Origin of the sequence: Defluviimonas salinarum (assembly GCF_026013545.1) — a bacterium.
Lineage (GTDB): Bacteria > Pseudomonadota > Alphaproteobacteria > Rhodobacterales > Rhodobacteraceae > Albidovulum > Albidovulum salinarum.
Window position 1 is genome coordinate 40,618 of the sequence record NZ_JAPDOG010000015.1, and the last position, 25,815, is coordinate 66,432.

At 68.2% G+C, this 25,815-nt stretch carries 23 protein-coding genes; 6 read left to right on the forward strand and 17 right to left on the reverse strand.

What is annotated here, in order from left to right; translation table 11 throughout:
* Positions 1-24 precede the first annotated feature (24 nt).
* A complete protein-coding gene (locus OM960_RS16135) occupies positions 25-1,572 on the forward strand; it encodes a GMC oxidoreductase (RefSeq protein WP_264772687.1) in 1,548 nt (515 codons plus the stop codon).
* Here the strand turns inward: OM960_RS16135 and OM960_RS16140 are convergent.
* From OM960_RS16140 to OM960_RS16180, 9 genes are read right to left on the reverse strand one after another with little or no spacing between them, the layout of a single operon-like run.
* Positions 1,569-2,849 carry a glycosyltransferase family 4 protein gene (locus OM960_RS16140; protein WP_264772688.1) on the reverse strand — a complete coding sequence of 427 codons (1,281 nt, stop codon included), beginning with the start codon at positions 2,847-2,849 and terminating at the stop codon, positions 1,569-1,571. The genes OM960_RS16135 and OM960_RS16140 overlap by 4 nt on opposite strands.
* On the reverse strand, positions 2,846-4,324 hold the full coding sequence (locus OM960_RS16145; RefSeq protein WP_264772689.1) for a lipopolysaccharide biosynthesis protein: 1,479 nt from the start codon (positions 4,322-4,324) through the stop codon (positions 2,846-2,848). Before OM960_RS16145 ends, OM960_RS16140 begins: the two co-directional genes overlap by 4 nt.
* Positions 4,325-4,370: 46 nt before the next feature.
* The gene (locus OM960_RS16150; RefSeq protein WP_264772690.1) at positions 4,371-5,138 is read right to left on the reverse strand and encodes a polysaccharide deacetylase family protein; all 768 of its coding nucleotides are present in this window, start codon (positions 5,136-5,138) and stop codon (positions 4,371-4,373) included.
* 2 nt (positions 5,139-5,140) lie between these two features.
* Positions 5,141-6,589, reverse strand: coding sequence for a protoporphyrinogen/coproporphyrinogen oxidase (locus OM960_RS16155; RefSeq protein WP_264772691.1), 1,449 nt, complete (start codon positions 6,587-6,589; stop codon positions 5,141-5,143).
* Entirely contained in the window at positions 6,586-7,554 is a 969-nt protein-coding gene (locus OM960_RS16160; RefSeq protein WP_264772692.1) for a lysylphosphatidylglycerol synthase transmembrane domain-containing protein, read from the reverse strand. The genes OM960_RS16155 and OM960_RS16160 overlap by 4 nt, the downstream gene beginning before the upstream one ends.
* A 1-nt stretch (position 7,555) precedes the next feature.
* Positions 7,556-8,467, reverse strand: coding sequence for a glycosyltransferase family 2 protein (locus OM960_RS16165; RefSeq protein WP_264772693.1), 912 nt, complete (start codon positions 8,465-8,467; stop codon positions 7,556-7,558).
* A 55-nt stretch (positions 8,468-8,522) separates the two neighbouring features.
* Positions 8,523-9,542 carry a glycosyltransferase family 2 protein gene (locus OM960_RS16170; protein WP_264772694.1) on the reverse strand — a complete coding sequence of 340 codons (1,020 nt, stop codon included), beginning with the start codon at positions 9,540-9,542 and terminating at the stop codon, positions 8,523-8,525.
* On the reverse strand, positions 9,539-11,071 hold the full coding sequence (locus tag OM960_RS16175; RefSeq protein WP_263338470.1) for a hypothetical protein: 1,533 nt from the start codon (positions 11,069-11,071) through the stop codon (positions 9,539-9,541). The genes OM960_RS16170 and OM960_RS16175 overlap by 4 nt, the downstream gene beginning before the upstream one ends.
* Positions 11,068-12,045, reverse strand: coding sequence for a UDP-glucuronic acid decarboxylase family protein (locus OM960_RS16180; protein ID WP_263338468.1), 978 nt, complete (start codon positions 12,043-12,045; stop codon positions 11,068-11,070). Before OM960_RS16180 ends, OM960_RS16175 begins: the two co-directional genes overlap by 4 nt.
* A gap of 730 nt (positions 12,046-12,775) precedes the next feature.
* Between OM960_RS16180 and rfbC the strand changes: the two genes are divergently transcribed.
* From rfbC to rfbA, 5 genes are read left to right on the forward strand one after another with little or no spacing between them, the layout of a single operon-like run.
* Complete coding sequence (rfbC, locus tag OM960_RS16185) at positions 12,776-13,339, forward strand: dTDP-4-dehydrorhamnose 3,5-epimerase (protein WP_263338466.1); 564 nt, start codon at positions 12,776-12,778, stop codon at positions 13,337-13,339.
* 2 nt (positions 13,340-13,341) lie between these two features.
* A complete protein-coding gene (gene rfbB, locus OM960_RS16190; RefSeq protein ID WP_263338463.1) occupies positions 13,342-14,382 on the forward strand; it encodes a dTDP-glucose 4,6-dehydratase in 1,041 nt (346 codons plus the stop codon).
* Between the two features lie 4 nt (positions 14,383-14,386).
* On the forward strand, positions 14,387-14,854 hold the full coding sequence (locus OM960_RS16195; RefSeq protein ID WP_263338460.1) for a metal-dependent hydrolase: 468 nt from the start codon (positions 14,387-14,389) through the stop codon (positions 14,852-14,854).
* Positions 14,851-15,735: a dTDP-4-dehydrorhamnose reductase gene (gene rfbD, locus OM960_RS16200; RefSeq protein WP_263338456.1), complete on the forward strand. Its 885-nt coding sequence runs from the start codon at positions 14,851-14,853 to the stop codon at positions 15,733-15,735. Before OM960_RS16195 ends, rfbD begins: the two co-directional genes overlap by 4 nt.
* Positions 15,732-16,637: a glucose-1-phosphate thymidylyltransferase RfbA gene (gene rfbA, locus OM960_RS16205; protein ID WP_263338454.1), complete on the forward strand. Its 906-nt coding sequence runs from the start codon at positions 15,732-15,734 to the stop codon at positions 16,635-16,637. Before rfbD ends, rfbA begins: the two co-directional genes overlap by 4 nt.
* A gap of 12 nt (positions 16,638-16,649) precedes the next feature.
* Here the strand turns inward: rfbA and OM960_RS16210 are convergent, their stop codons facing one another.
* The 8 genes from OM960_RS16210 to OM960_RS16245 all read right to left on the reverse strand — a co-directional run bounded on the left by OM960_RS16210 (position 16,650) and on the right by OM960_RS16245 (position 25,729).
* A complete protein-coding gene (locus OM960_RS16210; protein ID WP_264772695.1) occupies positions 16,650-17,408 on the reverse strand; it encodes a LamB/YcsF family protein in 759 nt (252 codons plus the stop codon).
* On the reverse strand, positions 17,405-18,433 hold the full coding sequence (locus tag OM960_RS16215; protein ID WP_264772696.1) for a 5-oxoprolinase subunit C family protein: 1,029 nt from the start codon (positions 18,431-18,433) through the stop codon (positions 17,405-17,407). The genes OM960_RS16210 and OM960_RS16215 overlap by 4 nt, the downstream gene beginning before the upstream one ends.
* Positions 18,430-19,197, reverse strand: a complete 768-nt coding sequence (locus tag OM960_RS16220; RefSeq protein ID WP_264772697.1) for a 5-oxoprolinase subunit B family protein — start codon at positions 19,195-19,197, stop codon at positions 18,430-18,432. The genes OM960_RS16215 and OM960_RS16220 overlap by 4 nt, the downstream gene beginning before the upstream one ends.
* Before the next feature lie 74 nt (positions 19,198-19,271).
* Positions 19,272-19,955 carry a DUF3726 domain-containing protein gene (locus OM960_RS16225; RefSeq protein WP_263338444.1) on the reverse strand — a complete coding sequence of 228 codons (684 nt, stop codon included), beginning with the start codon at positions 19,953-19,955 and terminating at the stop codon, positions 19,272-19,274.
* A complete protein-coding gene (locus OM960_RS16230) occupies positions 19,952-21,631 on the reverse strand; it encodes a hypothetical protein (RefSeq protein ID WP_264772698.1) in 1,680 nt (559 codons plus the stop codon). Before OM960_RS16230 ends, OM960_RS16225 begins: the two co-directional genes overlap by 4 nt.
* Positions 21,632-21,682: 51 nt before the next feature.
* Complete coding sequence (locus tag OM960_RS16235; protein ID WP_263338439.1) at positions 21,683-23,230, reverse strand: BCCT family transporter; 1,548 nt, start codon at positions 23,228-23,230, stop codon at positions 21,683-21,685.
* 64 nt (positions 23,231-23,294) lie between these two features.
* Positions 23,295-24,281, reverse strand: a complete 987-nt coding sequence (locus tag OM960_RS16240) for a membrane dipeptidase (protein ID WP_264772699.1) — start codon at positions 24,279-24,281, stop codon at positions 23,295-23,297.
* Positions 24,278-25,729 carry an aldehyde dehydrogenase family protein gene (locus OM960_RS16245; protein ID WP_264772700.1) on the reverse strand — a complete coding sequence of 484 codons (1,452 nt, stop codon included), beginning with the start codon at positions 25,727-25,729 and terminating at the stop codon, positions 24,278-24,280. The genes OM960_RS16240 and OM960_RS16245 overlap by 4 nt, the downstream gene beginning before the upstream one ends.
* Positions 25,730-25,815: the final 86 nt, after the last annotated feature.

A 25,815-nucleotide genomic window follows, 5' to 3' on the forward strand; every position in this document is an offset into this window, starting at 1 on the left:
GGCGCCGGCGACAGCGGATCGGGAATGCCGGAAGACCGGGACCGCTGCATCGTCATCGGCTCGGGCCCCTCCGGGATCGCCGCAGCGAAGGCATTGCTCGCGCGCGGACGGACGGTCGTGATGCTCGACGGCGGCAAGGCGCCCGAGCCTGCGGCCGAGGCGCGGCGGGTGGCACTGGCCGCGACCGTCCCCGAGGGCTGGAGTGCCGCGGACCGCGCCGCCTGGATGGCGCCGCAGCACGAGGCCCCGCCCGGACAGGTGCGCCGGTTCGGCTCGGACTTCGCGATGGAGCCCGCCGCGACGACCTTCGCCGATGCGCCGGGCTGGCTGGGGCTTCGCGCCTCGCGGGCGGCGGGCGGGTTCTCCAACGTCTGGGGCGCGGCGGTGCTGCCCTACCGGCAGGCCGACATGGCGGATTGGCCGATCAGCGCTGACGATCTCGCGCCGCATTACCGGGCGGTCGCCGGTTTCGTCCCGATTTCCGGGCGCACGGACGATATAGAGGCCCTGATGCCCGCCCTGCCGATGGCCGGTCACGGGCCGATCGCCCCAGCAACGCAGGCGGAGGCGCTGCTCGCCCGCCTGTCCGCCGAGCGCAAGCGGTTCGCCGCCCAGGGTCTGCGGGCGGGCCTCGCGCGGCAGGCGGTGGATGCGGCCTGCCGGCGCTGCGGGATGTGTCTGCACGGCTGCCCCTATGGGCTGATCTGGTCGGCCCGCCACACGCTCGCCGATCTCGGCGCAGATCCCCGATTCAGCTACCGCTCTGGCGCCGTCGTCACCCGCTTCGAGGAGGGCGACGCGGGCATCGCTCTCTACCTTGAGGACGGCACGACGATCACCGGCACTCGAGCGTTCCTTGGCGCCGGGGTGCTCGAAACCGCGCGCATCCTCCTCGCCTCGCGCCCGGAGCCGGGCGAACTGGTGCTGAAGGACAGCCAGCATGCCTTCCTGCCCATGCTGCAGCGTTTCCCGAACCGCTCCCGGCCCGATCGAGGTGCGTTCCACACCCTGCCGCAGATCTTCCTCGAACTCGAGGCGCCCGAGATCTCCGCCTACCTCGTCCATGCCCAGATCTATAGCTGGAACGACTACTATGCCCGCGACCTCGTCGCCAATTACGGCCACGGTCTGCCTTTCGCGCGAGCGTTCTTCGCCGCGCTCGCGCGACGGCTGATCGTGGCGCAGGTTTTCCTGCACTCCGACCATTCGCACCGCATCGGCCTCACCCGCGCCGCCGACGGTCGCCTCACCGCCCGACTGATCGCCAATGCCGATACCGACCGCACCGTCCGCGCGGCGGCCCGCCGGATCGGCGCCGCGATGGGCCATGCCGGGCTCCTGCCGCTGACCTTCGCCAGTCGGCCCGGCGCGCCGGGATCGAGTTTTCATGTTGGCGGATCGGTGCCGATGGCCCGGACGCCCGCGCCCGGACAATCCGATTTGCTCGGCCGGCCCCACGGCCTTTCACGGCTGCACGTCATCGACGCCTCGGTCCTGCCCGCGATCCCGGCCACGACGATCACGCTCCCGGTGATGGCAAACGCGCACCGGATCGCGGCGCTCGCGCCCTAGGCGGCGCCGGTCTCGAACGCCCCCGCCTCGAACTGCCGCACGAGCGCGCGGTCGCCCCTGCGATGCGCCGCCCGCGCGAGCGCCGCACCATAGGCCGCCAGTACGCGGTCCTCGCGCCAGATTGACTCGAACGCGTGGCGCGCGGCCTGGGATTGCGCCGCACGACGGCCGGGTTCGTGCTGCAGGGCGTGCATCGCCGCGATCAGTTCGTCCTGGGTCCCGAAGAGCGCCCCGCCGCCCGCCGCCTCGACGATCTCGGGGAACGGGCCGAGGCGCCGGGCGATCACCGGCGTGCCGAGCCGGAAGCTCTCGATCAAGATGATGCCAAAGGTCTCGTAGCAGACCGAGGGAACGATCAGGCCCAGCGCACCCCGGTAGTAGGCGTCAAGTTCCTCAGGGCTCTTGCGGCCGAGGAACTGGATGCGCGGATTACCCTGTGCGAGCCGTTTCAGCGTCACCGCATAGTCGCCGTCGCCGAGGATCAGGAGATCGGCGTCGGGATAGCGTTCCATCGCCGGAAAGACGTCTTGCAGGCCCTTGATCTTCTCGAGCCGCCCGACGAACAGGAAATAGGGCCGAGGATGGCCGGCGGGGGCGGCGGCCTGGCTGGTCAGGTCGGGCAGGAAGTAGGGCAGCACCTCCATCTCGTGGCGAAGGCCGAACTCGCGGTGCTTGGCGCGGCTGAACTCGCTCTTGGCGACGATCAGGTCGACCTGGCCGAGCTGGCGGTCGAGGTATCCCGTATAGCGCCAGAGCTGCGGCGGGCGGCGGTAGGACAGCACGCAGCGCAGGCATTCGCGGCGGTCGCAAAGCTCCCGGCCATGACGCCAAAGGACATGGGTCGGGCAGACCAGCCAGTGCTCGTGCGCCTCGTAGAGCTTCAGGCCCTCGCCATAGGACAGGATCCCCGGCCCGCCGACCAGCGAGGTGTTGTTGTACCAGATAAGGTCGGGGCGGATCTCGGCCAGAAGCGCACGGATCCGCGCGGCATGAACCAGCGGCCGCCCGGTCTGCTGGGTCAGGAGGTTTGACAGGAAGCCGTTGCGGCTGCGCAGTCCGATCCGCCGCACCCCGTCCGGCGCGCCCTCGGCCTGCGGCTTGCCGCCGAGGATGCGATAGCTGTCCTCGTCATGCACCACGATCACGTCATGGCCGCGCGCGGCGAGCGCCCGCGCCATGCGCTGCACGCCGATCGCGTCGCCGCCGAAGGAGAATGGCGGGTAGAAGGTCGTGAACATGACGACCTTGAGCGATCGGACACGGCGTTCGATCTTCATTGACCGGCCACCCTCCCCGCCCGGTCCGGCGCCGGGTCCGTGACCGCCGGCCGAACATAGGACATCAGCAGCCGGAGCCGATCACGCATGAAGATGAGGGTGAGGACCGCATAGGTCAGCACCCCGACCCCGACGCTCGCGGCAAGAAGCGCGGCGAGCCCCGCTCCCTCCGCCCAGCGGGCGACGAGCAGGACCGGAATGACCATCGCCGCCGACGCGAGGAATGGCGCGGCGAGTGTCCCCAGAAGCGGCGCCACCGCGATGCTTCCAAGCCGCGCCACGAGCCGGAAGCGGAACACCCAGAGGACGTAATGGGCAAGGACGAAGCCGGCCGTGATCGCGACAAGCCCCCAGCCCGACGCCGCGAAGACCAGCGCCGTGCTGAGGCCGACGCCCAGCCAGGTCAGGACGGTGAGCCGGCCCGCCCGGCCCGCCGCAAGGCAGAATGAGGTCTGCACCGAGGCGACGCAGAGATAGAGGCCGAGCGCCGCCATGACCCTCAGGACCGGCGCCGCGCCGAGCCATTCCGGCCCGAAGACCAGAAGCAGCATCGGCTCGGCCAGCGCGGCCAGCCCGGCGAAGAACGGGAACGCCACCAGTGCGGTCAACCGCAGGATCTCGACCAGAAGCTCGCCTGTCTTCCCCCGCGCCCGCGAAACGGCGGCAAAGGCGGGCTGCGAGGCCATGCGAAACCCCGTCGAGGCCAGAAACGAAAGGATCTCGACCAGGCGCCATGACACCGAATAGAGCCCGGTCGCCAGCGGCCCGAGCGTCGCCCCGATGATCAGGATCGGCATCTGCACCATTGCAAGCTCGCCCGAACGCAGGCCGAGAACCTGAAAACCGAACCCGGAGGCGCGGCGGAGGTGCGCGGCGCCGAAGCGCAGGCCCGGCCGCCAATCGACCACCGCCCAGGCGATCGCGGCGTTGGTGGCGATCATCACAAGCCACTGGCCGACGAAGCTCCAGACCCCGTGTCCGGTCAGGGCCATCGCGACCCCGGTGGTGCCCCCAGCGATCACGCCCGCGACGGCGCGGATCGACATGACGCGGAAGTTGAACTCGCGCCGCAGGATCGCGACCGGCACCGCGTTGAAGGCGACGAGCACGACGCTCGGCGCGAGCGCCATGATCAAGCCCTTGACCTCGGGGTGGCCATAGACTGTCGCGATTGGCCCCGCTGCTGCGTAAAGAACGCCGGCAAGTACAACCCCCACGCCCCCAGTCAGCCAGAATACCGCATTGAAGTCCTCCGCCTCCGGCGCGGCCGTCGAGATCAGCGACTCCGCGACGGACTCACGCACCAACGCCTCGGAAACCACGATGAACACCGCGGCCATGGACAGAAGCCCGAACGCCTCTGCGCCGAGGAGCCGGGCCAGAGTGACGAAGACGGCGAAGTTGATCGCCTGCTCGGTCCAGTTCCCGGCCGTCATCCAGGCGGCGGAGCGGATGAACTTGGCGCCGACGGTCACGGAAACCACTCCTTTCCCGGCCGCCGTTGGTGTGCCGGCCGCACGATCACACCCCCTGCCACGGCTTCATGACCGCGCCGCGCACCGCGCGCATCGCCTTGCGGCGGGCCAGATAGGTCGCCCCCCGTCCATCTAGATGGCGGCGCCAATGGCCAAGGTCGGTGAAGTAGAACATCTCGAGCCGCGGCAGATCGTGGAGGTCCGAACCGGCATCCGCCTGGCCCAGCCTTGTGCCGACCGAGGTCTGGTAATAAGCGGCGACGCGGCGACGCACCGGATCACCGGCGATCCCGTAGGGCGGCGCGAAATGGTGAACCGGCCGGTCGAGCTGATCGGCGATTTCCTGCTGTGAGCGCCTCAGCTCGGCCTCGAGCATATCACCGGTCAGCGCGTCGAGATCGGCGTGAGTGACCGTGTGGCTGCCGAAGGCGACGCCTTCGCGGGCGAGCGCCCGGATCGTGCCCCAGCCCATCAGCGGACGCGGCGGTTCGGTGCCCCCGCGCCAGCCCTCGGCACCGCCGATGTGGCCGGTGGGCAGGTAGACGATCGGCCGGATGCCCAGCGGCTCCATCACCGGCCAAGCGGCATCGGCGAAATCCTGAAAACCGTCGTCGAAGGTCACGATCACCGCATGCGGCGCCAGCCTGACCGACGCATCCCGCGATGCGACGAGGTCGTCGAGCGAGATCACCGGCAGGCCGGACTCGGCGAGCACACGCATCTGACCGGCGAACACCTCGGGTGGAATGCAGGTCGGACCGCTTCGATCCGAGATCGAATGGTACATCAGGATGTCGATCACGGGCTCCGGCATGGTCAGTCCTCGACCCGGTGGCTCTCGAACTCGTGCCGATGCCCGGCCCAGCGATCCCGGTCGAGCCCACCCGCCGCAGTCAGGCTTTCGGCCGCGGCATAGGCCATCGCGAAGGCGTGGTGCGTGTTGTCATGGGCGAAAAGCCCCTGCCGCCCGAAGCTCAGGAACCCGTCGAGCGACGACAGCCATCCGTCCACCGTCTCGAAGTGGCGCTGGTAGTCGAGGTCGTAGACCGGGTAGGCATGGGCGATGCGCCGCGTCTCGCTGCGGATCACCGGCACCTTCACCGGCAGGCCGACGCCCTTCAGCCAGTCGCAGTAGTGCCGCCCGAGCTCATCATCGGACATGTCCCACCAGCGTTCGCCCGGATCGCAAGGCAGTTCGGCACAAAGGATCGTGCGGCCCTTCGGCCCGGTCGCGGAACTGTAGTTCTTCGGCTCCGACATCCGGCTGATCGGGATCGAGAGTTCGGGGAAGTAGTGCGCGTCATACTCGGTGAAGCGGTCGGTCTCGAGGATGAGGTAGACGAGGATCATGCCGCGGAAGCGGATCGCCTCGGCCGCCATCGTCACCTCGGGCGGCGGCGGCGGGTCCATCAGGCGGACCGCGATGGTCAGCGGGATGGTCGAGAAGACCTGGTCGGCCTCGTGCCGCGTCTCTCCGTCCTCGGCACGGGTGACGACGCCGGTCACGCGGGATGTCGTCCGCTCGATCCGCACGATATCGGCGCCGAAGCGGAAGGCCGCGCCCTCGGCCTCGGCGGCAGCCGCCATCGCGCGCGAGATCTGCCCGAAGCCCTCGCGGGGATAGTAGAACCGCCCCGTCGTCTCGCCCCGGAGCCCCGGCACCATCTTCGCCATCTTGGCGAGGATCTTGCCGACCGAGCCGCTCGACACCCGCCGCTCGGCGAGCGTCACCGCGAGCTTGTCGGGATCGAGCCCCCAGAGCTTGCGCACATAGGGAAAGTAGAAGTTTTCCGAGATCGTCGGACCGAGCCCGTCATAAAGAACGGAGGAAAAGCTCCGCTTGCCGCCGCGCTTGCCGCGGAAGGGCTTCAGCAGCATGTCGCCGAGAAGCGAGGCCGCGAAGGCCGGCGGCAGGCGCAGGAGCGCGTCGGCCGGTTTCAGCGGGAAGTGGATCCAGCGTCCGCCGAGCCGGATCCGGCCATGACGCGGCTGCAGGAGGAGATCGTCGCCGAGAAGGCGCTTCACATCCGCCAGCACCTTCGGATCGGCGACCGGGTGGAACCGATGCGAGCCGTAGTCGCACCAGATCCCGTCGATCTGGAACGAGGCCGAATTGCCGCCCGCGACCGGCGCGCGCTCCAGCACCTCGACCTCGGCACCGTCGCGGCTCAGCGCGTAGGCCGCCGCAATCCCCGCCGGACCGGCACCGAGGACCGTGATCCGCGGCCGCTCGGCCACGCTTGCCTCGGTCAGGTCACCCTTCATTCCGACATCTCCTTGATCGCGGACGGCCGCGTCCGGAAGCTGCCGCCCGAGAGCGCGAGTACCAGCGCCCCCAGCGCGCCGGCCAGGTAGAGAATCCCCTGCCAGGCGAGGCCCGAGGCGACGACCTCGGCGGCGGCGGCCCCGAAGGGGGCGAGCAGGGCGGCGAGCGAGCTCTCGCGGACCCCGAGCCCGCCGAGCGAGACCGGCAGCGTCGCGATGATCTTGGCGAGCGGCCAGGCGAAGAACCAGGCCGCGACCGGCACATTGACACCGACGACCAACGCGAGCTGGATCGAAAGACCGATCAGCGCCGCCTGGATCGACACCGAGAGGGCGAGCGCGGCGAGAAGCACCCCGGGGCGCCGCGTCAGTGCCGCGAAAGCTTCGGCCGTGCGCAGCGCGAGGTCGCGTGCCGGCAAGCGAGGCCAGCGGCGCCAGAGGGCGCGCACCAAGGGCGGCAGGAGGAACAGCCCGGCGCTCGCGGCGGCAAGGATGCCCCCGGCGACCGCGATCGCAAATCCGCCGCTCCCCGCGCCGCCGATGAGCGTGAGCCCGACGAGCATGAGGCAGACCAGCGCCACGAGGTCGATGATCCGGTCGCCCACCGCCGCCGCCGCAACGCGCGGCCCGTCGCGCAGGGCAACATGGGCAAGGCCCGCGCGCACCGCATCGCCGCCCGCAGCGCCCGGCAGGCAGAGGTTCGCGGCGAGCCCTCCGAAATGCGCCCGGAGTGCGGCCGGAAAGCCGATCGCCCGGTCCATCAGCCACCACCATTTCGCTGCCGCGGCGACATGGCAGACCAGAAAGGATGCAAAGACCGACAGGAAGAGCGGCCAGGTGAGCCGCGCGAAGCCCTCGAAGATCGCCTCGCGCGGCAAGAGCGAGAAGATCAGCGCCAGCGCCAAGGCAGACCCGCCGGCGCGGATCGCCCATTTCCGTAACGCTCTGCCGGTGCCGCGCGTCATCTCACGGCCTCAGGTGCAGCCGCGAGATCATGTCCGCGATGAGCCCGAGCGACCAGATCATGATCGCGGCGAGGAAGGCGAAGATCGTGGTCTCGGAGAGGTTGCCGATGAAGAGGTCGTAGACGAACTTCACGAACCCGAGCGCCATCAGCGCGAGCCCGAGCGGGATGAAGATCCGCAACGGGTTGAAAAGCACGATGACCCTGAGCACGAGAATGATGAAGTTGATGAAATCCACCGGCCGGATCTTCGACTTGCCGACCCGCCGCCCGTATTCGATCGGCGTGTAGATCATCCGCTTGCCGTTGCAGGACATGCACAGCGTGATCGTCGTGGTGAAGGAGAACTTCTGCGGCAATAGCGGGATGAAAGGAATGAGCTCGGACTTGCGGAATACCCTCAGGCCCGAGTTCAGGTCGTTGAGACGGCGCTCGGCGAGGAACGAGGCGAGCGTGTTCAGCATCCATTTCGCCGGCCGCCGCACAAGGGGCACGTTCTTCATCGCCGCGCCGCGGTCGCCCACCACCATGTCCTGTTCGCGACACATCGCCAGCATTGGCGGCAGGTAGCGCGCGGGATAGGTGCCGTCGGCATCGAGGATCGCGACATAGTCGTGCCGCGCCCGCCGGATGCCGCGCTTCAGGGCCGCGCCGTAGCCCGTGTTGACCTGGTTGGCCTCGACGATCGCGCCGGCCGCCCGCGCCTCGGCAAGCGTGCGATCCTCAGAGCCGTCGTCGACGACGATGATCTCGTAAGGAATGCCGAGGGGGTCCATCGCGTCGCGCACATCCTCGACCGTCGCGCGCACCGCCCCCTCCTCGTTGTAGGCCGGGATCACGACGCTCAGCGACATGCCGTCGAAATCGCTTTCGATCGCCTCGGCCCCAACCATACCGGTCACCGTGTCATCCATCTCCGTTCTTCCCCTTCACACTCGGGTTCGACCGGCGCTCCCCCCCTCTGCGCGGTCATGGCACATGCAGCCGGTCCTTCACGCCCAGGATATGGTACTCGAACAGGCACCAGGCGAAGGCCGCGGCCGAATAGACGTAGTAGATCTGATGATAGACGAGCGAGGCCACGGCGAAGGCGAGCCCGCCGTTGCGATAGAGATAGCGCGCGAAGACCCAGTTCGCCGCGACCGCGAGCACCATGAGCGCGATCGTGACCGGCCAGAGCCACGGCGCGAAGACAAGCGCGACGATCGACAACAGCAGGAGACCAGCGATCGCCGCCCGCGCCTTCTCGCCGCGCGACGTGTTGAGGTCGTCCGCGACGCCCTCGCGCGCGATCATCAGCCGCGACCAGGGCAGCGCACGGCGGAAGATGTCGGTATGGATCGCCTTCCGCGGGGTCCACACCTTCAGATGCTTGCCGAGCAGCGTCGGGTCGAGCACGATCCGCCCGCCCGCGCGGCGGATCCGGTAGCCGAGTTCGATGTCCTCGATCGAGGGAACCCGGTAGGTCACGATGTCGAACCCGCCCACGGCAAGGAACGCGTCCCTGCGCACCGCGCCGCAGCCCGCCCAGAACGTCGCCGCCTCGCGCCGCGCATTCTGGTGATAGAAGCGGTGCATGAGGTTCTTGTAGCGCGAGAACCAGTGCGATCCGTCCGGCGCCGCGTCGTAGGAGCCGAACAGTGCCGCCACGCCGGGATCGGCGAAGGCGGCCGCGATCTTGGCGGCACCGTCCTCCCAGGCAATGACGTCGCTGTCGACGAACCAGAGGATTTCACCCGCCGCGTGTTCGGCCGCGAGATTGCGCGCCGCGCCGGGGCCGCCGTTCACCTCGGTCGTCAGCACCGTCACGCCGATCCCGCGCGCGACCGCGGCGGTAGCGTCGGTCGAACGGTCGTCGACGACGATCACCTCAGCCACCTCACCTCGATCGCGCATGGCGACGAGAGGTGCGAGCACCCGCGGAAGGAGAGGCGCGGCATTGTAGGCCGGCATCACGACCGAGATCGTAACCCTGCCCGATCCGCTCAAAGCCGCCCCTCCCCGACCGGATCGAACCGCCGTGCCCGGCGCGCAAAGATCATCAGGACCGTCGCCATCAGCGGCAGAAGCCAGATCACCCGCGCCCCGTAGCGCGTCGCCGGCTGCGATATCCCGCCGCAAACCATCGCGTTGGCAAGGATTCCGACGAGAACCATGACCGTGAGCGCCTTGACCTCTCCCGGCACCCGGCGCGGCACGATCATGAGGATCAGGATTACCGCGAGCGACAGGGCGTAGAAGACCGCGTGCAATGGCGCAACGATCCGCAGCCAGCCGGGATCCGCGGTGATCCGGCCATGCTCGAACGCCCCGCTCAGGAGCCCCGACACCGGCGCGTTCACCTCAACAATGCTCTTAGTCGGAAGCGTCATGTCGACGCTGACCGAAATCGTCTGCGCCAAAACGTTGTGGGCCAGAGCCTTGATGATCCCGAAGGGATCGTTTCTGAACACCCGGAAGAAGAAGGCGATCTGGTCGTCGGAAACAAGCGCCTGATCCTCGGGCGACAACCGCCGCAAAGAGCCAAGCTCTTCACTTTGCGCAAAGACGATATGGGAGGCCGTGAGCCGCATCGGATCATCCGAGTGCATGAGCGCCTCGTGCAGGACGCATGTCGGGATCGCTTCGTCGGGGCAGTTCGCGTCGAGGTAGCGCATACCCGGGCCGTCCTGGATGATCCGGGCGGTGATGTAGGGCTTGATGACAACTTCGGACTCCGACAGCGACCGCGCGGCCGACCGCAGCACGCTCTGCTCGGCATAGCCCATGCCAACGATGACCAGCACCAGCGCAGGCGGGAGCCACCACTGGCGCCGCGACATGATCAGCGAGACAAGAACGGCGGCTGGCGCCATCAGCGTCGCAAGCCCAAGGTGCGACAGGTGCGACACCGTCGCCAGCGAGCCGAGCGCCAGCACCAGCAGAATCTCCCAGACCAGCATCACGCGGGCGAACACGGTGAGCGTCGCAACCGCCAGGATCAGCACGGGCGCGAACGTGTCGGGCATGAGATAGGCGGCATAGAACGGCAGGGAGCCGAACGACGCCACAATGATCGGCAGCGCCACCGCCTGGGATAGCGGGATATGCAGCCCCCAGTGCCGCACCGCAATCCGCATCGGCAGCCACACCGCGAGGAAAATCGCCGCGACATTGAGCGCGATTAGCCCCTCGAGCGCGCCGAGCCTGGCGAGGGTACCCGCAAACAGCGAATAGACGGTCGAACGCGATCCGTCGACAGTATGGTCGGCTTCTATTTCGGCGGTAATGTCGGGCCCCTTCCCTGTCGCGACCTCGGTCACCTCTTCGCGGTGTATCGGCGACTTACCCGGAAAGCCGATGTGAAAGAGCGCAGAATGGCCCTGCGAGACATACCCCATGGTGTCGAAATAGAAGAGCGGCTTGCCATTGATCATGAGCACGCTGAGGCACGCGAGGAGCGCGACCGCGATCCAAAGAACGGCGCGACCGATGCTTGTCGGGCGTACCGCCGACCCGTTGCTCTGCACCGTCGTCATTGGCCCGCTCCTTTCTCAAGCCCCAGTTCCCGGCGGAGTTCGGCGAAGTAAGTGATCGTCGCGCCGAGCCCGTCGCGGAGCCGAACCTGCGGCTCCCAGTCGATGGTGCGCCTCGCCAGGCTGATATCGGGCCGGCGCTGCACCGGATCGTCATGCGGCAGCGGCTTGTGGACAAGCTCGGACCGAGATCCCGTAAGCTCGATCACGGTCTCGGCCAGCTCGCGAATCGACATCTCGACCGGATTGCCGAGGTTGATCGGTCCGGTCACGTCGTCCGGCGTCTCCATCAGCCGGATCAGCGCCTCGACGAGGTCCGACACGAAACAGAACGACCGGGTCTGGCTGCCCTTGCCGTAGATCGTGATCGGCTCGCCCGCCAGCGCCTGCATGATGAAGTTCGACACGACGCGCCCGTCCCTGGGATGCATCCGCGGCCCGTAGGTGTTGAAGATCCGGGCGACCTTGATGCGCAACCGATGCTGGCGGTGGTAGTCGAAGAACAGCGTCTCGGCACAGCGCTTGCCCTCGTCGTAGCAGGACCGAAGGCCGATAGGGTTCACATTGCCCCAGTAGCCCTCTGGCTGTGGATGCACGCTCGGATCGCCGTAGACCTCAGAGGTCGAGGCCTGGAGGATCCGGGCGCGCAGCCGCTTGGCGAGACCGAGCATGTTGATCGCGCCGTGGACGGAGGTCTTGGTCGTCTGAACCGGATCGTGCTGATAGTGGACCGGGCTCGCCGGACAAGCGAGGTTGTAGATCTCGTCGACTTCGACATAAAGCGGGAAGGTCACGTCGTGACGCATCACCTCGAAGCGCGGATTCCCGAGCAGGTGTTCGACGTTTGTGCGCCGCCCGGTGAAATAGTTGTCGACGCAGAGGACGTCGTGGCCTGCGTCCAGAAGTCTTTCGCACAGATGCGAGCCGATGAACCCGGCGCCGCCGGTCACGAGAACACGCCTGGAGACGGCGCTCATCTTTCACCCTCCTTCCCGCAGCTGGCGGCGGTAAACCGGCAGGACGGCGCGGCGACGGCCCGCCAGACGCCGGCCTCTTCAGCGAAGACTAGGACAAGGCGCCCATCGGAGCGAGAAATTTCCCGGATGGGCAGGTCACGGCCGGCCGCGGCGGAGACCCGGATGTATCGACCGGCGGGATGCGGCCCCGATCCGGCCCCGGCGCCGGAAAAGACCGCCAGCGCATTCTCCAAAGCCTTGCCCGACAACGCGCTAACGCCTCTGCGGGGTCGCAACGAGCACCCAGAAAAACGGCATGCCCCGGCAACCGGCAACTCGTCGCAGATTCCTGGATCTCAATGAATTTCACCCACCATACCTGACCGAAACCGATTTCGGCCTGACCACCGTTATCTTTGTTAGCGGCCCCTCCGGCCGCTGAAAAACGCATCGCGCAAACAATCGGCCCCGGGCGTAAAGCCTCGCGCACCCGTTACGGGCCGCCGCCATCCTCTATCTCCGATCCATAGCACGAAAACCGCGCGGCCGCGAGCGACTGGGTTTTTGCGCTGCTCGTCGCGCCTCCAAGGCTCGCGTATTATCCATCTTCCGGAAACAATCCTGCACATACGCCCGCTCAATGCCAAAATGGTGCCGAAGCTCCGACTGATTCCCGGCTGGGCGGCCCCCCTTTCGTCGGTCGAGCGGGCCGGATATGATGCCGCGGACCACTAACAAGGCTTGGATTTCCATGAATATCGAAGAGACCGCGCTGCCCGGCGTGCTGATCCTCACGCCGCGCCGTTTCGGAGATGCGCGCGGCTGGTTCTCGGAGGTGTGGAATCGCAAGGTCCTTACCGACAGGGGAGTCGACGTGCCCTTCGTCCAGGACAATCACTCCTTTTCGCGCGACGCAGGCACGGTGCGGGGTCTTCATTTCCAGTCGCCGCCTCATGCCCAGGCCAAGCTGGTGCGTTGCGGCCGCGGCCGGATCCTCGATATCGCGGTCGACATCCGGCGCGGATCGCCGAACTACGGCAAGTGGGTGGGGGTCGAGCTTTCGGCCGAGAATGGCCGTCAACTCCTGATTCCAGCAGGTTTCCTGCATGGCTTCTCGACGCTGGAGCCGGACTGCGAAGTGCTCTACAAGTGCTCCGACTTCTACGCTCCGGAATGCGACGGCGCCGTGCGCTTCGACGACCCGGACCTCGGCATCGATTGGGGGCTCGACACGAGGGCGGCGATCTTGTCGGACAAGGACGCCGCCGCGCAGAGCTTCCGCGACTTTCAATCTCCCTTCGTCTACGAGGCCTGACGATGAAATTGCTCGTGACCGGCGGCGCCGGCTTCATCGGCTCCGCGGTCGTGCGCCATGCGGTCCGCGCCGGTCATTCCGTCGTCAATCTCGACAAGCTGACCTATGCCGGCAGCCTGTCGAACGTGGCCGAGGTGGCCGATAGCCCAGCCTACGCCTTCGAAGAGGCCGATATCTGCGACCGCAAGGCCGTCGACGCGATCCTCGCGCGCCACCGGCCCGATGCAATCATGCATCTCGCCGCCGAAAGCCATGTTGACCGCTCGATCGACGGGCCGGCGGCCTTTATCGAGACCAACATCACCGGCACCTACACGATGCTGGAAGCCGCCCGCGCCTACTGGATCGCCGAGGGCAAGCCGGAGAGCTTCCGCTTCCACCACATCTCGACCGACGAGGTCTTCGGCTCGCTCGGCAAGACCGGCAAGTTCACCGAGGATACGCCCTACGATCCGCGCTCGCCCTATTCGGCGTCGAAGGCGTCATCGGACCACCTCGTCCGCGCCTGGCACGAGACTTACGGTCTGCCGGTGGTGCTGACCAATTGCTCGAACAACTACGGCCCCTACCACTTCCCGGAAAAGCTCATCCCGGTGGTGATCCTGAAAGCGCTCTCCGGCGCGCCGATCCCGATCTACGGGCGAGGCGACAACATCCGCGACTGGCTTTACGTCGAGGACCATGCCGAGGCGCTGCTCCTCGTCGTCGAGAAGGGTGAACTGGGCCGCAGCTACAATGTCGGCGGCGAGAACGAGGCGACGAACCTCGAACTGGTGACGAAGATCTGCGCGATCCTCGACGCCAAGCGCCCCGGCAACAAGCCCTACGCCGACCAGATCACCTTCGTCACCGACCGCCCCGGCCACGACCAGCGTTACGCGATCGACCCGGCCCGGATCCGCGAGGAACTCGGCTGGCGCCCGTCGGTGACGCTCGACGAGGGGCTCGAGAAGACTGTCCAGTGGTTCCTCGACAATGAGGCCTGGTGGCGCGCGCTCCAGGACCGCGACGGCGTAGGCAAAAGGCTCGGGACGGGCGGCTGAGCCGATGCTGACCGCGCATCTCCCGGCCGGCTATGTGCTGGCGCGACGCTGGCCCCGAGCCGCGCCAGGCATCGTGCCGGCGGCGCTCGTCGCATCGGTCTTGCCGGATACCGACCTCGTCTTCTTCTACCTCGTCGACGACCGCGCCATCCACCACCACCGCTACTGGGTTCATGTCCCGGCCTTCTGGCTCGCCGTCGCCGCCATCGTCCTGCCGCTCCTCCGCCGCAGCCGCTACCTTCCGGCCGCCCTCGCCTTCCTCGCCGCGATCTTCCTGCACCTCGCGCTCGACACGATCGGCGGCGGCATCCTCTGGCTCGCGCCCTTCTCCGACCGCATGGTCGAACTCGTCACCGTGCCCGCGACCCGAAGCCACTGGGTCGCGTCTTTCGTCCTGCACTGGACCTTCCTTCTGGAGCTTGGCATCTGGGGCACGGCCATCGCGCTCTTCCTGAAAGGCCGTCGGACATGAAAGCCCCCGCATTCAAGGTTCTCGTCTTCGGCACCACCGGCCAGCTTGCCATCGAACTTGCCCGCCGCGCGCCCGGGGGCGTGACCCTGACCGCCCTCGGCCGCGACGCCGCCGACCTCACCAACCCCGCCGCCTGCGCCGATGCCATCGCGGCAGCCGATGCCGACATCGTCATCAACGCCGCCGCCTACACCGCCGTCGACCAGGCCGAGACCGACCGCGACACCGCCGAGGCGGTCAATGCGGAGGCACCGGGCGCGATGGCGGCGGCTTGCGCGACGCGGGGCCTGCCGTTCCTCCATGTCTCGACCGACTATGTCTTCGACGGATCGGGCAGCCGTCCCTGGCGCGAGGATGATGCGACGGCGCCGCTCGGCGTTTACGGCGCCACCAAGCTTGACGGCGAGCGCCGGATCGCGGCGGCTGGCGGGGCGCATGTCATCCTGCGCACCGCCTGGGTGTTCTCGGCCCACGGCAAGAACTTCGTCAAGACCATGCTGCGGCTCGGCGCGGAGCGTGAAGCACTCTCGGTCGTCGCCGACCAGCGCGGCGGCCCGACCGGTGCCGCCGATATCGCGGATGCGCTCTGGGCCATTGCCGGCGCCTTCCGAGATGGCAGGGGACAAAGCGGCATCTTTCACTTCGCCGGCGCCCCCACCGTCAGCTGGGCCGACTTCGCCGAGGCGATCTTCGCGGCCTCGTCGCTGACCCGCAAACCGGTCGTGAACCGCATCCCCAGCGCGGCCTATCCGACCCCGGCACGGCGCCCCGAGAATTCTGCACTCGACTGCTCGCGCATCCGCGAAACCTATGGCATAGAGCAACCGGATTGGCGCAAGACATTGTCGCAAGTGATAAAGGAAGTGGAGGCGGGATCATGAGCGAAACCGGACGCAAGGGCATTATTCTGGCCGGCGGATCGGGCACGCGGCTTTACCCGATCACCCATGCGGTGTCGAAGCAGATGCTGCCCCTCTACGACAAGCCGATGATCTACTATCCCTTGTCGGCGCTGATGCTCGCCCATATCCGCGAGGTGGCGATCATCTCCACTCCGCGCGACCTGCCGCAGTTCCAGGCGCTTCTCGGCGACGGCTCGGCCTGGGGGATGCGCTTCGAATACATCGTCCAGCCTTCGCCCGACGGGCTCGCCCAGGCCTATCTCCTGGCCGAGGATTTCCTCGCCGGCAGCCCCTCGGCAATGGTGCTCGGCGACAACGTTTTCTTCGGCGAGGGGCTGTCGGCCAAGCTCCGCGCTGCTGACGAGCGGACCTCCGGCGGCACCGTCTTCGGCTACCGCGTCTCCGATCCCGAACGCTACGGTGTCGTCGAGTTCGACCGTGATGGCCATGTCCTCTCGATCGTCGAGAAGCCCGAGATCCCGAAGAGTTCCTACGCGGTGACCGGGATATACTTCCTCGACGCGGAAGCCCCCGCGCGCGCCAGGACGATCGCGCCTTCGCCCCGCGGCGAGCTGGAGATCACCGATCTTCTCAACGGCTACCACCGCGACGGCAGCCTCAAGGTCGAGACCTTGGGTCGCGGTTTCGCCTGGCTCGACACCGGCACGCACGAGAGCCTTCTGGAGGCGGCCGAGTTCATCCGCACGATCGAGGACCGCCAGAACCTGAAGGTGGGCTGCCCGGAAGAGATCGCCTTCCTCAACGGCTGGATCGACGCCGAGACGCTCACCGCGCTCGCCAAGCCCTACTTCAAGACGCAGTACGGCAAGTATCTCGCCCGCATCGCCGCCGACCCGGACCTCGCCCGCGCCGCCGAGTGACGCTCCCGGCCGTCAGAACCGCGTGACGGTGATCCCGGCGCCCTCAAGCGCGCTTCGCACCTCTCGCGCGATCGCCACCGCCTCCGGCGTATCGCCATGCAGGCAGATCGTGTCGATCCGGGTCGGAATGCGCTTGCCGCTGTCGGCGATGATCGCGCCGGCCCGGACCATCTCGACCATCCGCGCCGCCGCGTGGGCGGGATCGTGGATCACCGCGCCCGCTTTCGCGCGGTCGACGAGGGTCGCGTCGTCCTCGTAGGCGCGGTCGGCGAAGATCTCGGCCGCGTAGGGACAGCCCATCTCGCGCACGACCACCTCCATCGCCGTCGCGGCGAGCACCATGATCACGAGATCGGGCTCCACCTCCAGGGCCGCCGCGTAGCAGAGCCGCGCGAGGGCCGCGTCTTCCGAGGCCATGTTCGACAGCGCCCCATGAAGCTTCAGATGCCGGAGCTGCCCGCCCGCGGCCCGCGCCATCGCGCTCGCCGCGCCGACCTGGTAGCGGATCGCGTTGGCGAGGCTCTCGCCCGGCAGATGCATCCGCCGGCGGCCGAATCCCTGAAGATCGGGAAAGCCCGGATGCGCGCCGATTCCCACGCCCTTTTCGACCGCGAGGCGCATGGTTTGCGCCATCACGTCCGGGTCGCCGGCATGAAAGCCGCAGGCGATATTGGCCGAGGTGACAATGTCGAGAAGTGCGGCGTCGTCGCCGAGGCTCCAGCGCCCGTAGCCCTCGCCCATGTCGGAATTGAGATCGACCGTCGCCGTCATGCCCCGTCCTCCCCGTCCAGATCGGCACCCGCTGTGACGCCTCCGATCAGTTGATATGCCAAAAGATCGGCAATGTCGCCGGGATCGCGCAGCAGCGGCCGGATCGCCCCCCCGAAGCGCGCCGCGCCGCGCCCCTGCCGGTGGAGGTCGGCCAGAGCCTCCTCGCGGGTGACGAAACGGAAGCGAAGCCGCGTTCCCGGCGCCGCCTGCGCCACGACGGGCAGGTCCTGCGGCACCACGGTGCCGATCCGTGGATAGCCCCCCATCGTCTGGCATTCGGGCAGAAGCACATAGGGCGTGCCGTCGCCGGTCATCTGGATGTCGCCCGGCACGATGATCTCCGAGACGATGGACAACTGCCCCTCGGTCGCAGCGAACGGCGCGCCGTCATGGACGAGCCGCACTCCCTGCCGGTTGCCGCGCGCATCGCGGGTGAAGGTCGCCGCTGCGAAGCGGTCGCGCTCCGCCGCGGAGAAAAGCCCGGTCTGGGCCGAGGGCACGACCCCTACCGTGCCGCCGCTGAAGCGATCCGCGACCGCGATCCCGAGGCCCGGCCGCGTCGGTCCCGCCTCGCCAACCGGCAGCCGGTCGCCCGACCCGACCGCCGCGCCAAGCCCGGCCGTCAGATGCGCCGAGCGGCTGCCCATCACCGGGGCCGTCGCGATGCCGCCCGCGACATGGAGATAGCCGTAGACCCCGGCCTTCGCGCCACCGATCACGAGCCGCTGTCCCTGCCCCAGCCTGTGCGTCGCGTTCCAGGCAAGGGGAACGCCGTCTAGCGTCGCGGCCATCGACGCACCCGTCAGCGCGATGATGAGGTCGCCTTCCGCCTCGAACGTCCCGCCCGACATCGCCATCTCGACCGCGGCGCAATCCTCCGTCTGGCCGAGCAAGGCTGCGCCCTCGGCAAGCGCCAGCACATCGGCCGCGCCGCCGCGCGACAACCCTTGGGCGAGCCAGCCCGGCCGACCCCGGTCCTGCACCGTCACGCCGGGTCCGGCGGCAAGGACAAGGAGCGCGCTCATGGGATCGGCTCCGCCACCGCGCCGCCATTGTCCGGATTCGCCGCCCGCAGGTCGGCAAGCTCCTCGGCCGCGATGGGCACGAAACGGACCTCGTCGCCGGAGCGGAGCGGGAACGGCTCCGCCGCCTCGGGTCGGAAGCCGCGGAAGCCGGTCTGGCCAACATGCCGCCAGCCGGTCGGCGTCGCGGTCGGAAAGACGATGAGCTGGCGGACCGCGATGACCAAGGCGCCTGCCGGGATGCGCGGCGTGACCCCGGTCTGGCGCGGAATGTCCCACTGCGCCGGCAATGTGCCCATGTAGGGAAGGCCCGGCGCGAAGCCGATCGTCAGCACCCGGACGGGCGCTGCGGTCAGTTCGGCGACCGCCTCCTCGGACGTGCGTCCGGCGAGTGCCGCCGCCTCGGCAAGCTGCGGCCCGTACTCGCCACCGAAGACGGTCGGGATCCGCCAGAGCCGCCGTCCCGTGGGCAGGCCCACCGCATACCAGTCGCGGCTGTCGAGCAGCGCCCGGAGCCGCGTTTCGATCGCGGCAAGGTCGGTCTCGAAGGGGTCGAACCGCAAGAAGACCGAGGCGAGCGAGGCCGCCGTCTCCTCGACATCGGCCCAGCCCTCGGCCTCGACCGCCGAGCGAAAGGCGACGGCCGCACGGTTCGCGCGCTCGTCGAGACGGCCGGCAAAGCTCACCAGCAGTCCCGTCAGCCCCATCGTGGCCAGCCGCGGATAGGCCGCGTCTTCCGGCCGGATTGCGGTTTCGGCGTCAGGCATCGCGCAGTCGGCGCTCCCGGATCGGTTGGTTCCGGTTCAGTTCACCGCAACCCGACGCCGACGGCAAGGGCCGCTCAGTCGTTGTCGAGATTGCCTGCCCCGGCGCCCGCGCGCGACTTCTCGGAGGCCGGCACCGTCGTGCGGAGCGCGAAACCGTCGAGAAGCGCCCAGTCGTCATGCGAGAGCCAGCGCCCGGACTGGCGCGCGACCGGCGCCGCGCCCGCGGCACCGGCGATCTCGACCGTCGCTTCGGCGAACCCGGCCAGCGCCTCCAGATCGGCGCCCGCCCCCGGCCCTTCCGGTCCGACCGTCACCCGGCCGCCCGGCCAGGTGAGCGCGACGGACGCGCCGCAGCCCTCCGCGACCAGCGCCAGGAACGGCAGGATCAGCACCGGCCAGGCGAGACCTTCAAGCCGCAGCTCCGGCGGGATGGCGCCGGCCCGGTCGGAAAGTGCCGCGCCTGCCGCGATCGGGCAAAGCGCGCCACCGGCGCGGCCACGCCAGACGCCCGAGCCGATCTCCGGTGCCGCGCCAACCCCAGCCTGTATACGGGCGCCGAGCCGCTCCGGCCCCGGCAGCCCCGCCGCGGCGAGCCAGCGCGCGGCGAAGGCGGCCTCCTCGGCCAGCCCCCATTCCATGCCGGCGCCGCGCGCCGCCTTGAAGCAGAGGCTCTGGATCTCCGGCAGCGTCAGCCGCGCACCGCCCTTTTCGGGAACCGCCACACCGGCCTGGGTGGGATCGTTCGCGATCTCGCTCATGCCCGCTCTCCTTCCTTCGTCATCTCATCGGGATAAGGCATCCCCTGACAGAGCGCGATCCGCACCCAGCGGTCCGAGCGCGGGTCGAAATGGGTGGCCCCAAAATACGCGAGCTTGCAGCGCAGAAGGTCGATCGGCAGCATGTCGGACGCGATCAGGTTGTCGCGGATCTCGGCATAGGGGTGCCGCATCGCCATCTGCAGCCGCCGCGCCATGAAGCGGTGCTCGGGATGGGCAAGGAGGAAGGCCGCCAGACTGTCCTCGCCCTTCCAGCCATCAAGCGCACGCGCCATGTCGGCGGCGAGCCAGCCGATGCAGAGCGGAAGCTCGCGCTCGGCTCCGTCCTCCTCGAACCGCTCGCCGAGACGGGGTTCGAGCTTTTCCTCCGAGACATACCAGAACCGCGCGATCTGGCTCCGGTCGGCATAGTCGGTGTCGATTGCCCAGCCGTAATGCCCGGCCAGCGCCGCCCGCGTCGCGGAGGCGGACATCGACCCGTCGATGCGGTGGATCGCGCCTTCCTCGGCGTCCATGCAATCGGCAAGGCCGTCGATGAGCGCGCCATGCGGCTCCAGCATCATCGCCAGCAGCGCCTCCTGGCCCTCGAGCGTGAGCGTCTCCGCACCCCAGCGCCAGAGCGCGTCCCAGGGGCGGGCGCCCGCTCCCGGCCAGGTTTCCAGATATTCGCCGATCCGGTCGATGTCGCCTCCGAGATCGGCGAGCTTCTCGATCTGGATCGGGTGTTCGCTGCGCCAATGAGCGTGGTTGGCACGCGCCGCATCGAGCGCGGCGCGCAGGCCCGCGACCTCGGCCGCGCCGGCGCTCTCCTGCGCGCGGACCCGCGCCAGAGCCTCCTCGCGCGACGCCACCCAGTTGTTCAGAAGCATCGGGTGACGGATCAGGAACGGCGCCATGCCGAGCCCGGTCGAATTGCCGACCCCGAGACAGCGGCGCAGGTCGGGCGCGAGCCGCACCGCCTTCGTGCCGCCCTTCTGGGCGGCGAGATGTTCGACGAGATCGACGGTGAAGGCACGGGTGAGCCAGACCGACAGCATCTCGGCCTGGAACGGTCCCTTCATCTCGGGCCGCCAGGCGAGGACCGAGCGGTCCGCCGCGCCGAACTTGCCCGAGCCGTAGACCGCCGTCGTCCGCATCAGGTAGCCGACGGCGTCGATCTCGGCCGCGTCGGGCTGCTCGCCCTCGGCAAGCCGCGAAACGATATGATCGAAGAGCCGGACCGACCGGTTGGCGCGGCTGAGCGACAGCTCGCTTTCAGCGATGCGCCCGGCCTCCTGCAGGGGCACATTGGCCTGGAGCCGATCGAGATCGGCCGTCGTGGGCGTGCCGTCGAACAAAGCGAAGGTCGCGTCCCAGGCGGTGGCGATCACCCGGTCGGAGCGCATGTCCGCGGGCAGGTCATGGGCGAAGGCGACGAGCGAGTAGGTCCGCTCCGGCCCGATGGCGCGGTAGACGGCGCGGCCGACGCCCTTGGCGTCCATCTCCCAGACCGGGCGGTCGAAGCGCCAGCCTTCGTCGCGCATGCGCCGGAGGAGAACCCGCAGGAACGAGAGCCGTGTCGGATGGGCGCTGCCCATGCGCGCGAGCCGCATCACCTCGGCGGGGTCGCGGCGAAAGCTCGCGACATTTCCGGCGGCATCCTTCGCAGTGACGGTCATTCTCTCCTCCCTTGGGTGGGGTCCGGGCGAGTGCCGCCCGGACCGTTCATATCATTTCCGCCCCAGCGCCAGCGTGATCCGGAGCGCGTCCCAGAGCGAGGGTAGCAGGATCAGCGACACCGGCACCGCGGTGACGACGATGAAGCTTTGCAGCTTGCCGATGCCGCCCGATCCGGTCGAGATCAGCACCACCGCCATCACCGCCATCGCGAGGCCCCAGAACACGCGCAGGGTGGCGGGCGGGGTTTCGTCCTTCGACATCGTCGTCGCGACGACGAAGCTCATCGAGTCGCCGGTTGTGGCCACGAAGATCAGCGTGAGCACGAGGAACAGGAGCGACAGGATGAAGCCCATCGGCATCGCCTGGGTGATCGCCAGAAGCCCGGCGGGCAGGTTGAAGCCCTCGAACGGGCCAGAGATGACGCCCGGCGTCGCGAGTTCGAGCGTGATGCCGGTGCCGCCGATGATCGTGAACCAGAAGTTGGTGATCAGGGGCGCCACGATCGACAGCATCAGCACGACCTGGCGGATCGAGCGGCCACGGCTGACCTTGGCGACGAAGATCGCCATCAGCGGCCCGTAGCCGAGGAACCAGCCCCAGAAGAACACCGTCCACCAGCCGAGCCAGCCCGGCTCGCCGAAGAGGCCGGCCTCGCCGCGGTACATCGACATGCCGACGAAGTTCGAGAGATAAGTCTCCATGCCGTTGAAGAAGCCGGAGAAGATGGCCCCCGTCGGCCCTGCGACCAGCATGAAGATCAGGAGTGCCGCGGCCAGCACCACGTTGATCTTCGACAGGAGCTGGATGCCCTTCGAAAGCCCCGAGACCGCCGAGAGCGTGTAGATCCCGGCGAGCGCGACGATGATGATCATCTGCAGCGCCAGCCCGTCCGGCATCCCGAAGAGCGCGCCAAGCCCGTAGGAGACCTGGAGTCCGAGGAAACCGATCGGCCCGACCGTGCCGGCGACGACCGCGATCACCGAGGTCGCGTCGGCGATGAGCCCGATCGGTCCGTTGATCGCCTTGTCGCCGAAGACCGGATAGAGCAGCGTCCGCGGCGCGAGCGGCAGGCCCTTGTCGTAGTGGTAATGCATCAGCATCACCGTGGTCAGCGAGCCGAGGATCGCCCAGGCGAGGAAGCCCCAGTGCAGGAAGGACTGCGCCAGCGCCACCTCGGCGCGGCGCGCCGGATCGGCGCTGAGGTCGCCGAAGAGCGGCGGGTTCGAGAGGAAATGCGCGATCGGCTCACCAGCGGCCCAGAACACGCCGCCGCCCGCAAGGAGCGTGCACATGATCATCGAGGCCCACTGGAAATAGGTGAACTCCGGCGTCGCGCGCGCGCCGAGGATCGCCTTGCCGCCCGGCAGGACGCAGAGGACGAGGCTGATCACGAAGGTCGCGAGCAGGAGGAGTTGCCAGTAGAGGCCAAAATACTTCGCCGAAACCGCGAAGCCCCAGTCGACGGCGGCCGACAGCGCGTCGAGATCGAAGAGCGCCAGAGCGCAGAAGAGCAGGATGAACCCACCCGTGGCCGCAAAGAGCGGCCTGTCGATGCGGCTTGCGCTCCGCGCCCCGCTGGTTGCCGTGACATCGCTCATCCGTTTCCTCCCTGAAGCGTGTCTGTCCCCGGCCGCCCCTGGGGACGGCCCTCCCCCATCGTGTCTAGCCGCCCGTCGCCGGGCCGAAGCTTTCCCCGAAGAATCTCATCCAGTTGCCGCCCATCACCTGGGCGACCTCGGCCTCGGACATGCCTACGGCCCTGAGCCCGCCGGCGACGGTGCCGAAATCGCGGTTGTCGTGGAACCAGCCCGGCATCGGCGGGAAGCCCGGCGCCGAAGCGCTGCCCTCGCCGTAGTCGATCTTCTTGGTCCAGCGTCCGACCCGCATCCATTCGACGATGCTGTCCGGCTGGTCCTGACAAAGGTCGGTGCCGATGCCGATGTGGTCTATCCCCATCACGTCCGCGGTGCGCGCGATCATCGAGCAGAAGCTCTCGAGCGTGCAGCCGCTGCCTCCCTGCAGGTGATGGGGATAGACCGAGAATCCGAGCATCCCGCCGCTTTCCCCAAGCGCCTTCAGGACGGTCTCGGACTTGTTCCTCAGGGCCCGGTGCCAGCTGGCGGGGTTCGCGTGAGTGATGGCGATGGGCCGAGAGGAAAACTCGATGGCTTCGAGTGTCGAACGTTCTGCGGAGTGGCTCATGTCGACGACCATGCCCACCCGGTTCATCTCTTCGACGACCTCGCGGCCCATGCGGGTCAGGCCGGTGTCGTCCTTCTCGTAGCAGCCGGTCGCGAGCAGCGACTGGTTGTTGTAGGTGAGCTGCATGAAACGCAGACCGAGCCGATGCAGCACCTCGACGAGCCCGATGTCGTCCTCGATCATCGAGGGGTTCTGCGAGCCGAAGAAGATCGCCGTCCGCCCGGTCTCGCGCGCCTTCGCCACGTCCGCGGCGGTGAAGCCCTGGAAGATCAGATCGGGGAACCGCTCGAAGAAGCGGTTCCACTTCTCGATCTGTAGCACCGTCTCACGGAAGTTCTCGTGATAGGTGATGGTCACATGGACCGCATCGACACCGCCCTCGCGCATCTGGCGGAATATCTTCTCCGACCAGTTGGCGTATTGCAGACCGTCGATCAGCACGCTCATTCCGGTGCGCCCGCCGCCACGTAGGCGGTCTTCACGGTGGTGTAGAACTCCGCCGCATAGCGGCCCTGTTCGCGCGGACCGAAGGAGGACGCGCCGCGCCCGCCGAAGGGAACGTGATAGTCGGTGCCGGCGGTGGGCAGGTTCACCATCACGCAGCCCGCCCGCATGTTGGCGCGGAAGTGGCTGGCACGCGACAGCGAGCGGGTCATGATCCCGGCGGTCAGGCCGAACTCGCTGTCGTTGGCGATGGCAAGCGCCTCGGCATAGGAGCCCGCCTTCATCACGCAGGTGATCGGCGCGAACATCTCCTCGCGGTTGACGCGCATGTCGTTGCGGGTACCGGCGAAGACCGTCGGCGCCATGTAGTAGCCCTCGGCCGCGCGGTCGAGGCGGTCGCCGCCGGTCAGAAGCTCGGCGCCCTCGGACTTGCCGATGGCGACATAGTCGAGGTTCTGCTTCAGCTGGCCTTCGCTGACGACCGGCCCGATCTGGGTCCCGGCTTCGAGCGCATGGCCGACCTTGAAGGCCTCGGCGGCCTTGACGAGCTTCTCGACGAAAGCGTCGTGGATCTTCTCGTGGACGATGAGCCGCGAGGCGGCGGTGCATTTCTGGCCCGTTCCACCGAAGGCCGCGCCAGAGGCATGGGCCACGGCGAGGTCGAGGTCGGCGTCGTCCATGATGAGCATCGGGTTCTTCGACCCCATCTCCATCTGCACCTTGGTCATGTTGGCCATTGCCGAAGCCGCGATGCCGCGCCCGACCGGAACCGAACCGGTGAAGCTGATCGCATCGACGCCGCGCGCCTCCACCAGCCGCTGGCCGACCGAGCGGCCCGATCCCGTGACGAAATTGAAGAGCCCTGCCGGGATGTCCTGCTTCGCGATCACCTCGGTCAGCATCACCGCCGAGGCGGGCGTCAGGTTCGCGGGCTTCCAGACGACGGCATTGCCGAAGGCGAGCGCAGGCGCGATCTTCCAGGCCGGGGTGGCGACGGGAAAGTTCCAGGGGCTGACGATGGCGACGACCCCGACCGGCTCGCGGCGCACGTCGATCTCGATGCCGGGGCGCACGCTTTCGGCAAGATCGCCCTGGTTCCGCAGCACTTCCGCCGCGAAATAGGTGAAGAACTGGCCGGCGCGGTAGACCTCGCCCTTGCCTTCCGCGAGCGGCTTGCCTTCCTCGCGCGCCACCATCTCGCCGATCTCGGCCGACCGCGCGATCAGCTCGGTGCCGATCGCCATGAGGACATCGTGGCGCTTCTGGATGCCGGCCGCCCACCAGAGCGGTTGCGCCTTGCGCGCGGCCTCGAGCGCCTCGTCGAGCTGCGCGGCACTCGCCTGCGCGTAGCGCCCGATCAGATCGGAGACGTCGGAGGGGTTGCGGTTCTCGATCTCGCTTTCGCCCGCCTGCCAGCGCCCGGCAATGTAAAGACCCGTCTTTTGCGTCATGGCGATCCCCCTTTTCGAACATCTCTGTCCTACGCGTCACAGAAGCTTCAAACAATCTTGAATACTTGAAGTTTATTTCAGATAAT

What these genes read in the sequence shown, in the direction of transcription:
- OM960_RS16135 (WP_264772687.1), top strand. Translation starts at nt 25, where the DNA reads ATGCCGGAAGACCGGGACCGCTGCATCGTCATCGGCTCGGGCCCCTCC.
- OM960_RS16140 (WP_264772688.1), bottom strand. Translation starts at nt 2,849, where the DNA reads ATGAAGATCGAACGCCGTGTCCGATCGCTCAAGGTCGTCATGTTCACG.
- OM960_RS16150 (WP_264772690.1), bottom strand. Translation starts at nt 5,138, where the DNA reads ATGCCGGAGCCCGTGATCGACATCCTGATGTACCATTCGATCTCGGAT.
- OM960_RS16155 (WP_264772691.1), bottom strand. Translation starts at nt 6,589, where the DNA reads ATGAAGGGTGACCTGACCGAGGCAAGCGTGGCCGAGCGGCCGCGGATC.
- OM960_RS16160 (WP_264772692.1), bottom strand. Translation starts at nt 7,554, where the DNA reads ATGACGCGCGGCACCGGCAGAGCGTTACGGAAATGGGCGATCCGCGCC.
- OM960_RS16165 (WP_264772693.1), bottom strand. Translation starts at nt 8,467, where the DNA reads ATGGATGACACGGTGACCGGTATGGTTGGGGCCGAGGCGATCGAAAGC.
- OM960_RS16175 (WP_263338470.1), bottom strand. Translation starts at nt 11,071, where the DNA reads ATGACGACGGTGCAGAGCAACGGGTCGGCGGTACGCCCGACAAGCATC.
- OM960_RS16180 (WP_263338468.1), bottom strand. Translation starts at nt 12,045, where the DNA reads ATGAGCGCCGTCTCCAGGCGTGTTCTCGTGACCGGCGGCGCCGGGTTC.
- rfbC (WP_263338466.1), top strand. Translation starts at nt 12,776, where the DNA reads ATGAATATCGAAGAGACCGCGCTGCCCGGCGTGCTGATCCTCACGCCG.
- rfbB (WP_263338463.1), top strand. Translation starts at nt 13,342, where the DNA reads ATGAAATTGCTCGTGACCGGCGGCGCCGGCTTCATCGGCTCCGCGGTC.
- OM960_RS16195 (WP_263338460.1), top strand. Translation starts at nt 14,387, where the DNA reads ATGCTGACCGCGCATCTCCCGGCCGGCTATGTGCTGGCGCGACGCTGG.
- rfbD (WP_263338456.1), top strand. Translation starts at nt 14,851, where the DNA reads ATGAAAGCCCCCGCATTCAAGGTTCTCGTCTTCGGCACCACCGGCCAG.
- rfbA (WP_263338454.1), top strand. Translation starts at nt 15,732, where the DNA reads ATGAGCGAAACCGGACGCAAGGGCATTATTCTGGCCGGCGGATCGGGC.
- OM960_RS16210 (WP_264772695.1), bottom strand. Translation starts at nt 17,408, where the DNA reads ATGACGGCGACGGTCGATCTCAATTCCGACATGGGCGAGGGCTACGGG.
- OM960_RS16215 (WP_264772696.1), bottom strand. Translation starts at nt 18,433, where the DNA reads ATGAGCGCGCTCCTTGTCCTTGCCGCCGGACCCGGCGTGACGGTGCAG.
- OM960_RS16220 (WP_264772697.1), bottom strand. Translation starts at nt 19,197, where the DNA reads ATGCCTGACGCCGAAACCGCAATCCGGCCGGAAGACGCGGCCTATCCG.
- OM960_RS16225 (WP_263338444.1), bottom strand. Translation starts at nt 19,955, where the DNA reads ATGAGCGAGATCGCGAACGATCCCACCCAGGCCGGTGTGGCGGTTCCC.
- OM960_RS16230 (WP_264772698.1), bottom strand. Translation starts at nt 21,631, where the DNA reads ATGACCGTCACTGCGAAGGATGCCGCCGGAAATGTCGCGAGCTTTCGC.
- OM960_RS16235 (WP_263338439.1), bottom strand. Translation starts at nt 23,230, where the DNA reads ATGAGCGATGTCACGGCAACCAGCGGGGCGCGGAGCGCAAGCCGCATC.
- OM960_RS16240 (WP_264772699.1), bottom strand. Translation starts at nt 24,281, where the DNA reads ATGAGCGTGCTGATCGACGGTCTGCAATACGCCAACTGGTCGGAGAAG.
- OM960_RS16245 (WP_264772700.1), bottom strand. Translation starts at nt 25,729, where the DNA reads ATGACGCAAAAGACGGGTCTTTACATTGCCGGGCGCTGGCAGGCGGGC.